The organism is Paraburkholderia sp. (assembly GCF_036488795.1).
GTDB lineage: Bacteria > Pseudomonadota > Gammaproteobacteria > Burkholderiales > Burkholderiaceae > Paraburkholderia.
Map to the genome: position 1 here is coordinate 1 of NZ_DASXHA010000077.1, position 11457 is coordinate 11457.

An 11457-nucleotide genomic window follows, 5' to 3' on the forward strand; every position below is an offset into this window, starting at 1 on the left:
CGACGCGTTCGACGTGACGGTCGGCGAACGCGTCGAGCCGTTCTACACGCTGCATTTTCCCGATGACTGCCTGACGCTGATCGAGCAGTTCGGCCGCTTGCCGTTGCCGCCGTATATCGAGCACGACCCCGACGCGTTCGATGAAACGCGCTATCAGACGGTCTACGCACAGAATCCCGGCGCCGTCGCCGCGCCCACGGCCGGCCTGCATTTCGACGATTCGATCTTCGCGCGCCTGGACGCAAAAGGCGTCGAGCGTGCGACGCTCACGCTGCACGTCGGCGCGGGCACCTTCCAGCCGGTGCGGGTCGAGAATCTCGCCGAGCACAAGATGCACAGCGAGTGGTATCAGTTGCCGCAGACGCTGGTGGAGCGGATCGCGGAAACCCGGGCGCGCGGCAATCGCGTGATCGCGGTGGGCACGACGTCGATGCGCGCCCTCGAAGCCGCGGCGCGCGACGCTGAAGCGGCCGGCCGGCCGCTCGCCGCCACCAGCGCCGAAACGGACATCTTCATCACGCCTGGCTACAAGTTCCGCGTGGTCGACCGTCTGGTGACCAATTTCCATTTGCCGAAGTCGACGCTGCTGATGCTGGTGTCGGCGTTCGCGGGTATCGAAACGATTCGCGCGGCCTACCGGCACGCGATCGAAGAGCGTTACCGGTTCTTCAGTTATGGCGACGCGATGCTGCTGACACGCAACGACGGCTGAGCCTGACGCGCTATTCGCGTTTTCACCTTGGCCGCCAGGTCGTGCCATGAGATAGAGTGGCGGTCCTGCGGACCCGGGAACGCGCGGGCAGTCTGGCTGCGGCGATCGCTTCGCGCTTCATACAGTTTCAGGTTTTATTGTTTACCTAGCCGCCGTGGCCTGCCCGGCGGCGTTTATTTGCGCCGGACTGTCCTCCGGTGGCACAGGAGTTACCCATGACCGAAGGTCATACCCCCGCTACCCAGGCAACAAGCGCCGAACGCCCCGCCAACGGCCTCGAATTCGAACTGCTCGCCACCGACGGCCAGGCGCGCCGCGGCCGGCTGAAGCTCAACCACGGCGTGGTCGAAACGCCGATCTTCATGCCGGTCGGCACCTACGGCACCGTGAAGGCGGTGCAGCCGCGCGAACTCGAAGAGATGCACGCGCAGATCATCCTCGGCAACACGTTTCACCTGTGGCTGCGCCCGGGGCTGGAGACGATCGCGGCGCACGGCGGCCTGCACCGTTTCATGGGCTGGAACAAGCCCATCCTGACTGATTCCGGCGGTTTTCAGGTGTTTTCGCTGGGTGATCTACGCAAAATCACCGAGGATGGCGTGACGTTCGCGTCGCCCATCAACGGCGACAAGCTCTTCCTGTCGCCGGAAGTGTCCATGCAGATCCAGAAGGTGCTGAACTCGGACGTCGTCATGCAGTTCGACGAGTGCACGCCGTATGCGACCAACAACGTGCCCACTTCGCACAAGGAAGCCGCGGATTCGATGCGCATGTCAATGCGCTGGGCGCAGCGCTCCATCGACGAATTCAACGGCCTCGGCAACCCGAACGCGCTGTTCGGCATCGTTCAGGGTGGCATGTTCGAAGACCTGCGCGACGAATCGCTGGCCGGACTGGCTGAGATGGACTTCCACGGCCTCGCGATCGGCGGTCTGTCGGTTGGCGAGCCGAAGGAAGACATGATGCGCGTGCTGAACCACATCGGCCCGAAGCTGCCGCCCAACAAGCCGCACTACCTGATGGGCGTGGGCACGCCGGAAGATCTGGTGGCGGGCGTCGCGGCAGGCGTCGACATGTTCGACTGCGTGATGCCCACTCGCAACGCGCGCAACGGCTGGCTCTTCACGCGCTTTGGCGACATCAAGATCCGCAATGCGACTCACAAGAACTCGCTGCGCCCGCTCGACGAAAGCTGCGGCTGCTACACCTGCCGCAATTTCACGCGGGGCTACCTGCATCACCTGCACCGCGTCGGCGAGATTCTCGGTGCGCAACTGAACACGATCCACAATCTGCACTACTACCTCGAACTGATGGGCGAGATCCGCCAATCGATCGAAGCGCAGGAATTCGCGACGTTCCGCAAGCGTTTCCACGAAAACCGCGCTCGCGGCGTCGAGCAGTCGGGCTGACGGGCCCACGGAAACACTCGCTGAAAGCGCGCACAAAGCCGTCCAGAAACGGCCCGCTGACGGATTACCCGGAACAATCCGTCGGCGCAACGCGCGAAATATTACAATTAACTTTCGCGACAGCCAAAAGAGCTTTAACAGCTTGATCGGAAAGCCCATTTGCGCTGCCGACGTAGCAAGCACCGGTGGTAGAATAATCGGCTGATTTTTTTGATCGTTGTTATAACGGAGAGACCAACGTGTCGTTCATTTCCAATGCCTTCGCTCAGGGCTCAGGCGGTGCAGAATCGAGCCTGATGAGCTTTCTGCCGCTGATCCTGATGTTTGGCGTGCTGTACTTCATCATGATTCGCCCGCAAATGAAGCGCCAGAAGGAACATCGCAACATGCTCGCGGCAATGGCCAAGGGTGATGAAGTGGTCACGAACGGCGGCATCGTCGGCAAGGTGACCAAGGTTAGCGATGCGTATGTCGGCGTCGAAATCGCCGAAGGCACTGAAATCACCGTGCAAAAAGCATCGGTCACGACGATTCTCCCGAAGGGCACGATCAAGTCGCTATAAGGCCTGCTCTCTCGCGTCCGGCGCGGCCTCGCGGAACTGAAGCCATCATGATGCCAAACCTGCCAGCCCGGCACTGCGGCCCGCTTCGCCTCCCGCGCTCATCGCCGGACGCATCGCTTCCAAGCCAACCTTCCCGTTGGACCACTCCATGAATCGTTACCCCCTCTGGAAATATGTCGTGATGGTCGTGGCGCTCGCCATCGGCCTCATCTACACGCTGCCCAATTTCTTCGGCGAAGCGCCGGCGGTGCAGGTGTTGAGCGGCAAGGCAACGGTCAAGCTCGATTCGTCCACGCTGGCGCAAATCGAAGCCGCACTGGCTGCCAATCAGATCAAGCCGGACGACGTCACGTTCGACAACTCGTCGACCAACGCGAACATCCGCGTGCGTCTGCCGGATACCGACACGCAATTGCGCGTGAAGGACCTGCTGTCGAAGACGCTGAACAGCGACCCGAGCGATCCGGATTTCGTCGTCGCGCTGAACCTGCAAAGCGCGTCGCCGCGCTGGCTCACCGCGCTGCACGCATTGCCGATGTACCTCGGCCTCGATCTGCGCGGCGGTGTGCACTTCCTGCTGCAGGTGGACATGGCCGGCGCGCTGAACAAGAAGCTCGACTCGGACGCTTCGGACGCGCGCACGCTGCTGCGTGACAACAACATCCGCGACGGTGGCGTGAATCGGGTCGGCCAGTCGGTGACCATCAATTTTGCCGACAAGGACACCGCGGACAACGCCGCCAAGCAGCTCTCGCGCAGCATCGGCGAACTCCAGTGGGCTACCCAGCAGGCGCCGGACGGCACCTATCAGCTGGTCGGCAAGTTCACGCCGGCGGTGCAGACCACCGTCGAGGACGCCGCGCTCAAGCAGAACATCACGACGCTGCATAACCGGGTCAACGAACTGGGCGTGGCCGAACCGGTGATCCAGCAGCAAGGCTCCGACCGCATCGTGGTCGAACTGCCGGGCGTGCAGGACACCGCGAAGGCGAAGGACATCATCGGCCGCACGGCAACGCTCGAAGCGCGCCTTGCAGACCCGAACAACCTGCACCCGAATCCGGGCGATCCGGTGCCGCCGGGCGACGAACTCTTCACCGAAGGCAACCAGGTGCCGGTGCTGCTGAGAAAGCAGGTGATCTTCACCGGCGACCGCATCATCGACGCATCCGCGGGCTTTGACGAACATCAGCGTCCGTCGGTCAACATCCGTCTCGACTCGGCCGGCGGCCGCTCGGTGGCGAGCGTGTCGCGCGACAACATCGGCAAGCCGATGGCGATGGTGCTGTTCGAAAAGGGCAGGGCCAGGTGCTGACGGTCGCCACCATCCAGTCGGAACTGGGTGACCGCTTCCAGATCACGGGACAGCCGACCCCGCAAGCCGCCACCGACCTCGCGCTGCTGCTGCGCGCCGGTTCGCTCGCCGCGCCGATGGACATCATCGAAGAACGCACGATCGGCCCGAGCCTTGGCGCCGACAACATCAAGAAGGGCTTCCACTCGGTTATCTGGGGCTTTACGGCGATTGCCGTGTTCATGATCGCGTACTACATGCTGTTCGGCGTGATCTCGATGATCGGCTTGTCGGTCAACCTGTTGCTGCTGGTCGCGGTCCTGTCCATGCTGCAGGCCACCCTGACCTTGCCGGGTATCGCCGCTATCGCGCTGGCGCTCGGTATGGCCATTGACGCGAACGTGCTGATCAACGAGCGCGTGCGTGAAGAGCTGCGCAACGGCGCGCCGGCACAGCTGGCCATCCAGAACGGCTACGCGCATGCATGGGCGACCATTCTCGACTCGAACGTGACGACGCTGATTGCCGGCCTCGCGCTGCTCGCCTTCGGCTCGGGTCCGGTGCGCGGCTTCGCGATCGTGCACTGTATCGGCATCTTGACGTCCATGTTCTCCGCGGTGTTCTTCTCGCGCGGTCTTGTGAATCTCTGGTACGGCGGCAAGAAGAAGCTCAAGTCGCTGGCCATCGGCCAGGTCTGGAAGCCGGCAGCCGTCGAGGGTGCGGGCGCCGCCTACCTTGGCAGCGAAGATGCCGCGACCGACACGGCACGGGCAGTCAGCGCCGCCTCCGCCAAGCCGAAGGCCGCCGCCCAGGCGCGCGCCGCCGCCGGCAAGCCGACGGTGCGCCGTCGCAACAGCTCCGGCAACACGCCGCAGAAACCGGGTTCATCCCGCTGAGTCCCGGAGAACGAGACCATGGAATTTTTTCGTATTCGCAAAGATTTGCCGCTCATGCAGCGCGCGTTGGTGTTCAACGCAATCTCGCTGCTGACGTTTATTGCTGCCGTGTTTTTCCTGCTGCATCGCGGGCTGCATCTGTCGGTGGAATTCACCGGCGGTACCGTGATCGAAGTGCAGTATCCGACCACCGTGCCGCTCGAACCGGTGCGCGGCACGCTTGGCAAGCTCGGCTACCCGGACGCCCAGGTGCAGAACTTCGGCACCTCGCGCGACGTGCTGATCCGCCTGCCGGTCAAGGCCGGTCTGACCTCCGCTCAACAGAGCGACCAGGTCATGAGCGCGCTGAAAGCTGAAGACGCCCAGGTGCAGTTGCAGCGCGTCGAGTTCGTCGGCCCGCAGGTCGGCAAGGAACTCGTCACCAACGGGCTGCTGGCGCTGGCCTGCGTGGTGGCCGGCATCGTCGTCTACCTGTCGTTCCGCTTCGAATGGAAATACGCCGTGGCCGGCGTGATCGCCAACCTGCACGACGGGGTGATCATTCTCGGCTTCTTCGCGTTCTTCCAGTGGGAGTTCTCGCTGTCGGTGCTGGCCGCGGTGCTGGCGGTGCTCGGCTATTCGGTGAACGAATCCGTGGTTATCTTCGACCGGATTCGCGAGACCTTCCGCCGCGAACGCAAGATGACGGTGATCGAAGTCATCAACCACGCCATCACCAGCACGATGTCGCGGACCATCATCACCCACGGCTGTACGCAGATGATGGTGCTGTCGATGTTCCTGTTCGGCGGCCCCACGCTGCACTACTTCGCGCTGGCGCTGACGGTGGGTATCCTGTTCGGTATCTATTCGTCGGTGTTCGTTGCGGCGGCCCTCGCAATGTGGCTCGGCGTGAAGCGCGAAGACCTGTTGAAGGACAAGAAGGAACGCCACGATCCGAACGATCCGAACGCAGGCGCGCAAGTCTGATCGACGCTGCGCGGCAGCCAACGCGCAAGGCGTCGGCAGCGCAAAGACAAAGGCCGGTTCATTCGAACCGGCCTTTGTCGTTTACCGTCGCTGGCGCTGCATCACTGCAACGACTACCGCGTAGCAAGCGAAGCTCAACCAGACGTTGGCCTGCGGCACGCCGCAAGCAACGCGCGAGCCGCGTCCGGCGACTCCAGGTTACTGCTTGATGCCTTCAGCCTGGATATGCAGCTTGGTGTCCATGTTGAAGCCGTACTTGGCGCCGAAGTCCATGCCGAAGTCCGCGCGGCTGAAATGACCGCTGGCTTCCACGCCGCACACTTCGCGTTTGAGCACGGGGTGCTGCATGCACTTGAATGATTCGATGGTCAGGTTCACCGGCTTGGTGACACCGTGCATCGTCAGACTGCCGATCACTTCCACCGGCTTGTCGCCGTCGAACTTGATGTCGGTGCCCTTGTACGTGACGCTCGGATATTTGGCGACGTCGAAAAACGCGTCGGATTGCAGATGCTCGTCGAGCTTGGCGTTACCGGTCTGGATCGAAGCCGGGTCGACCGTCACGTCGACCGTGCCGGTTTTGGCCGCGCGGTCGAGCGTCACCGTGCCTGAACTCTTCGTGAACTTGCCGCGCCATACCGACAGTCCGTTGAGGTGATCCGCCTCGAAGCTCGGATACGTGTGGGTCGGATCGAGCTGGTAGGTGTCAGCCGCAAAGGCGCTGAACGACACGCACATTGCCACTGCGCCGGCGGCGATCAACAGATTCTTTTTCAAGTCATCCTCCATTGGGGAAAGCGCACCACGGGCTGCGCGGTGCGGTCAGGCGGTCACTTATGTGCAGCGACGATATGAAACTTGATGATGACATCGTCGGCCACGACGGACGTATCTTTCCACTCGCCCGTGCCGACATCGTACTGCGACCGCTTGATGGTCAGCGCGCCGTCGAACGCCTGCGTGGCACCCTGCTGCGTCACGGACACCGGCACCACCACGGTCTGCGTCTTGCCCTTGATGGTCAGCTTGCCCGTCACCTTGTACTGGTTGGTGCCCGCCGGCGCAATGGCGCTCGACACGAACGTGGCTTGCGGATAGGTCTTCGCGTCGAACCAGTCTTTACCGCTCACCTGCTGATTGTAGGTGTCGTCGCCCAGATCGTAGCTGGCCATGTCGACGTTGAATTGCGCGCTGCCATCGGCAGCTTTCGCCGGGTCGAAATTGACCTGAGCGCTAAACTTGTTGAACTTGCCTTCGACCGGCACGTTCATCTGCTTCGAGGTCGCCGTGATCGAGCTTTTGGCCACATCGACCTGAGCGAACGCGCTGCTCGCCGCGGTAAGAGACGCGGCGGCGAACGCGGCCAGCATGTAGCGATAGAACGATACCTTCATGGTTGTCCTTATTTAAGGAATGGGAGCATGCGCGAAAGCATGCCGTCACGATCCAGCCATTGATGCTTGAGCGCCGCCGCGACGTGCAGCACGAACAGCACCAGCAGCGTGTAATTGAGGGTGATGTGAATGTTCTTCAGCACGACCTTGAGGACCGGGTCCGGCGCGATCAGACGCGGCAGCGGCACCAGCCCAAGGTAGACCACCGGCACATTGGCCGCGGAGCTGTACAGATAGCCGGAGACCGGAATCGCAATCATCAGCACGTACAGCAGCAGATGCACGAGATGGGCAGCCGCCCGTTGCCATGCCGCCATACGGCGCGGCAACGGCGGTGCGGCGTGCGTCGCGCGCCACAGGATGCGCAGCACCGCGAGAGCGAACACCGTCACGCCGATCCACTTATGCCAGGAAAAATAGCGCAGCTTGGTGGGCGTAAAGCCTGGAATGTCGGTCATCACCCAGCCGAGCGCGAAGCCGCACACAATCAGCAGCGCGATCAGCCAGTGCATTGCGATGGCCGTTCGCGTGTATGAGTCCCGGATGCCGAATGAAGGATTGAGTGCCATGAAAGGTCCGAGCAAGCTGAAAGGTTAACGGCGCAAGCGGACCAGTTATTCCTTCTGTGTTCTGCCCGGACCGCTGCGTCAAACGTCGTCGGCCAGCCGCGACGTGCGCCAAGGCCGCCATCCTACTCCAAGCCGAAAAAGACGGCAGCGGATGGGCCGCAGTCGCGAGGCGTGCGTACGGCAAGACGCGAAACAAATTGGGGACGGAAATCGTCTGACCTGAATCAGCAAGACTGCCGGTACGTCCGCAGCGTGGCCGGCCGGCGTGCTGCGCCCGACCTGTAACGCATCGACGAGGCGCCTTTGGTACTATTGCTGCCAGGCTTTCGCCCGTCTTACCGTGCAAGCCTGCACTGCACGCTCCCCGCTCACGTCGTTTTGCCCTTCGGCCGTATGGAACATGACAACCTGATCGCGTGCCACGAGTGCGATGCCCTCTTCCGCAAGCCGCGGCTCCTGGGCCGTCGTTCGGTCGCGCGCTGCCCGCGCTGCGGCGCCACGCTCTACAGCAGTGTGTCGCGGCGTCTGGACGGCATCACGGCAATGACGCTCGCCGCACTGTTTACCTTCCTGATCGCACAGGGCTATCCGATCATCGAACTGGACGCCAACGGCATCACCACGCAGACCACCTTGTTCGGCGCGCTCGTTGCGCTATGGAACGAGGACATGCAGATCGTTGCAGTCATGGTGTTCTGTGCCACCACGCTGTTTCCGTTGACCGAACTCGTGGCTTTGCTCTATGTGCTGATGCCCATCCGCGCGGGCTACGTGCCACCGGGTTTCAACCAGGTGCTGCGCACCATCCAGTTCGTGCGGCCCTGGGGGATGATCGAAGTGTTCATGCTCGGCGTGCTGATCACCATCGTGAAGATGGTCAGCCTTGCCCGGGTGATCCCCGAAGCGGCACTTTTTGCTTTCGGCGCGCTGACCCTGATGTTCGCCGTGGTCGTCACCTTCGACGCACGCACGCTGTGGGATCTTGCCGACGAGCTGAACGCGCGGCGCGCGCGTCCCACCCCGCGCACCGCCGCCGACAGCGCCGCGGCCGCCGTCTCCGCAGCATCGGCTGGCCAAACCGCCGCGCCGCGTCAGGGATAAGCGCACGATGAAATATGTCACCGCGTCGCGCGCGGGCTTCGTTTCCTGCCATGCGTGCGGCCGCGTCGAACCGCGCATCCGTTCGGTCACCGCGCAACATTGCTCGCGCTGCGGGGCGGTGCTGCACCGGCGCAATCCCGACAGCCTGATGCGCACCTGGGCGTTATTGATCGCTGCCGCGTTGCTGTATATTCCGGCGAATCTGTTGCCGGTCATGCACACGGCCTCGCTGCTCGGTTCGGAAGACGACACGATCATGAGCGGCGTGGTGTATTTCTGGACGTCGGGCGACTGGCCGCTCGCGGTGATCGTGTTCATCGCCAGCATCATGGTGCCGATGCTCAAGCTCAGCGTACTCGTGCTGCTCACTACCACCGCCCAGCGCCGCTCGCGCTGGCGCCCGATGCAGCGCATGAAGCTGTACCGGATGGTGGAGCGGATCGGCCGCTGGTCGATGCTCGACGTCTTCGTGGTCACGCTGACGGTTGCGCTGGTGCGTTTCAAGTCGCTTGCCGTCATCACGGCGGGACCGGGCGCCATTGCGTTCGGCTCGGTGGTGATTCTCACCATGCTGGCGTCGATGCAGTTCGATCCGCGGCTCATCTGGGACCCGCTGAACGGCGAGGACGCTGGGGACAGCGCAAGAAAACGGACCACGAGCCCGCAAGGTACGAAGCGTGCCACGGGCGCGACTGACACGCTGGACGCCGCAGGCAGTGCAGGCACGGCAGGTACGACGGGTACGACGGGTACGACAGGCAGCAACCAACACACTCAGGATCTCAAACATGACTAGCCCGCAAGGACCGACGCCCGCCCCCAGCGCGCCGCGCAACGATTCGAACGGACCCAACCTGCCACCCAATCTCCCCGACCCCGAGCTCGAGCCGCGCAGCCACTGGCTGCCTTCGCTCGTCTGGGTGATCCCGTTGATCGCCGCGCTGATCGGCGTCGCGCTCGTGATCAAGTCGGTCACCGAGAAAGGGCCGAACATCACCATCAGTTTCAACAATGCCGAAGGTCTCGAGCCCGGCAAAACCCAGGTCAAGTACAAGGACGTCGACATCGGCCTGGTGAAAGCCATCACGCTGTCGAAAGACCTCTCGCACGTGCTGATCCAGGTCCAGCTGACCAAGGAAGCGGAGAACTTCGCGGTCAAGGACACGCGCTTCTGGGTGGTGCGCCCGCGCGTCGGCGCAAGCGGCGTGACGGGGCTCGGCACCTTGCTGTCGGGCGCGTATATCGGCGTGGATGCCGGCCATTCGTCCGACTCGCAAAGTAACTTCGTCGGCCTCGAGACGCCGCCGCCCATTACCGGCGACCAGAAGGGCCACCGCTTTACGCTGCACGGCGATTCGCTCGGCTCGATCGACATCGGCTCGCCCATCTTCTATCGTCGCGTGCAAGTGGGCCAGGTGGTCGGCTTCTCGCTCGACAAGGACGGCACCGGCGTGACGATGCAGGTGTTCGTCGCGGCGCCGTACGACCAGTACGTCGGCGTCAACTCGCGCTGGTGGCATGCAAGCGGCGTCGATCTGCGGCTCGATTCGAGCGGTTTCAAGCTGAACACGCAGTCGCTCGCGACGGTGCTGGTGGGCGGCCTGTCGTTCCAGTCGCCGCCAGGCCAGCCGGTGGGTGCGCAGGCGCCCAACAATATGACGTTCCGGCTCGGTTCGGATGAAGCTGACGCGATGCGCGAGCCGGATGGCGTGCCGCTGCGTGTGGTGATGAACTTCAACCAGTCGCTGCGTGGTTTGTCGGTGGGCGCACCGGTCGATTTCCGCGGCATCGTGCTGGGCCAGGTGACCAACATCGGTATCGACTACGATCCGAAGACCCGCAGCTTCACCATGCCGGTGGCCATGAACCTGTACCCCGACCGCCTCGGCAAGCGTTTCCGCGAAAGCGCACCGGCACCAGGCAGCGTCGCCGGCCAGGAGATGCTGCAGCGTCTGGTCAAGCAAGGCCTGCGAGGCCAGTTGCGCACCGGCAATCTGATCACCAGCCAGTTGTACGTCGCGGTCGACATTTTCCCGAAGGCCGCGCCGGCCACGGTGGATGTCAACAGCGATCCGCTGGAACTGCCGACCATCCCGAACACGCTCGACGAACTGCAACTGCAGGTGGCCGACATCGCGAAGAAGCTCGATCAGGTGCCGTTCGACCAGATTGGTACGAACCTGAACAACTCGCTGAAAAACGCGGACCAGCTGTTCACGCGTCTGAATACCGAGGTGGTGCCGCAAGCCCGCGATACGCTGGCGGCCGCCAAGCAGACCTTCGGTTCGGCTGAGGCCACGCTGCAGCAGGATTCGCCGCTGCAGTCGGATGTTCATCAGGCGCTGCAGGAACTGACGCGTACGCTGCAGTCGCTCAATGCCCTGTCGGATTATCTGGAGCGCCATCCGGAATCGCTGTTGCGCGGAAAACCAGGAGATAAACCATGATGTTTGCCCGGCTCCCCCGTCCGCTGCGCGGGCTTGCCAGCACCGCCGCGCGTTCTGCTGCGCTGGCCGGTGCATGTGCCGGACTGCTGGCCGTCGCGGC

9 protein-coding genes and 2 pseudogenes are annotated in these 11457 nt (G+C 63.2%); 8 read left to right on the forward strand and 3 right to left on the reverse strand.

Going from position 1 to position 11457, the window contains the following annotated elements; genetic code table 11:
• From queA to secF, 5 genes and pseudogenes are all read left to right on the forward strand, one after another.
• The coding region (gene queA, locus VGH41_RS10195; protein WP_331597282.1) for a tRNA preQ1(34) S-adenosylmethionine ribosyltransferase-isomerase QueA at positions 1–712 on the forward strand (712 nt) is incomplete at its 5' end.
• A gap of 215 nt (positions 713–927) precedes the next feature.
• Complete coding sequence (gene tgt, locus VGH41_RS10200) at positions 928–2124, forward strand: tRNA guanosine(34) transglycosylase Tgt (RefSeq protein WP_331597283.1); 1197 nt, start codon at positions 928–930, stop codon at positions 2122–2124.
• Positions 2125–2363: 239 nt separating this feature from the next.
• Entirely contained in the window at positions 2364–2687 is a 324-nt protein-coding gene (yajC, locus tag VGH41_RS10205) for a preprotein translocase subunit YajC (RefSeq protein ID WP_331597284.1), read from the forward strand.
• 148 nt (positions 2688–2835) lie between these two features.
• Positions 2836–4877, forward strand: a pseudogene (secD, locus tag VGH41_RS10210) (protein translocase subunit SecD).
• A gap of 18 nt (positions 4878–4895) precedes the next feature.
• A complete protein-coding gene (gene secF, locus VGH41_RS10215; protein ID WP_331597285.1) occupies positions 4896–5846 on the forward strand; it encodes a protein translocase subunit SecF in 951 nt (316 codons plus the stop codon).
• A gap of 198 nt (positions 5847–6044) precedes the next feature.
• On the opposite strand, the gene VGH41_RS10220 is transcribed toward secF, so the two are convergent.
• The 3 genes from VGH41_RS10220 to VGH41_RS10230 form a co-directional block, all read right to left on the reverse strand.
• Positions 6045–6611, reverse strand: coding sequence for a YceI family protein (locus tag VGH41_RS10220; RefSeq protein ID WP_331597290.1), 567 nt, complete (start codon positions 6609–6611; stop codon positions 6045–6047).
• A 65-nt stretch (positions 6612–6676) separates the two neighbouring features.
• Positions 6677–7240 carry a YceI family protein gene (locus VGH41_RS10225; protein ID WP_331597286.1) on the reverse strand — a complete coding sequence of 188 codons (564 nt, stop codon included), beginning with the start codon at positions 7238–7240 and terminating at the stop codon, positions 6677–6679.
• A gap of 8 nt (positions 7241–7248) precedes the next feature.
• Positions 7249–7809 carry a cytochrome b gene (locus tag VGH41_RS10230; protein WP_331597287.1) on the reverse strand — a complete coding sequence of 187 codons (561 nt, stop codon included), beginning with the start codon at positions 7807–7809 and terminating at the stop codon, positions 7249–7251.
• Between the two features lie 393 nt (positions 7810–8202).
• Here VGH41_RS10230 and VGH41_RS10235 point away from each other — a divergent pair, with 393 nt between their 5' ends.
• From VGH41_RS10235 to VGH41_RS10245, 3 genes and pseudogenes are all read left to right on the forward strand, one after another.
• Positions 8203–8910 (forward strand): paraquat-inducible protein A, encoded by a 708-nt coding sequence (locus tag VGH41_RS10235; protein ID WP_331597288.1) that lies wholly within the window; start codon positions 8203–8205, stop codon positions 8908–8910.
• Positions 8911–8917: 7 nt separating this feature from the next.
• Positions 8918–9532, forward strand: a pseudogene (locus VGH41_RS10240) (paraquat-inducible protein A); the annotation flags it as partial.
• 166 nt (positions 9533–9698) lie between these two features.
• Entirely contained in the window at positions 9699–11357 is a 1659-nt protein-coding gene (locus VGH41_RS10245; RefSeq protein WP_331597289.1) for an intermembrane transport protein PqiB, read from the forward strand.
• Positions 11358–11457: the final 100 nt, after the last annotated feature.

What these genes read in the sequence shown, in the direction of transcription:
- tgt (WP_331597283.1), top strand. Translation starts at nt 928, where the DNA reads ATGACCGAAGGTCATACCCCCGCTACCCAGGCAACAAGCGCCGAACGC.
- secF (WP_331597285.1), top strand. Translation starts at nt 4,896, where the DNA reads ATGGAATTTTTTCGTATTCGCAAAGATTTGCCGCTCATGCAGCGCGCG.
- VGH41_RS10225 (WP_331597286.1), bottom strand. Translation starts at nt 7,240, where the DNA reads ATGAAGGTATCGTTCTATCGCTACATGCTGGCCGCGTTCGCCGCCGCG.
- VGH41_RS10230 (WP_331597287.1), bottom strand. Translation starts at nt 7,809, where the DNA reads ATGGCACTCAATCCTTCATTCGGCATCCGGGACTCATACACGCGAACG.
- VGH41_RS10235 (WP_331597288.1), top strand. Translation starts at nt 8,203, where the DNA reads ATGGAACATGACAACCTGATCGCGTGCCACGAGTGCGATGCCCTCTTC.
- VGH41_RS10245 (WP_331597289.1), top strand. Translation starts at nt 9,699, where the DNA reads ATGACTAGCCCGCAAGGACCGACGCCCGCCCCCAGCGCGCCGCGCAAC.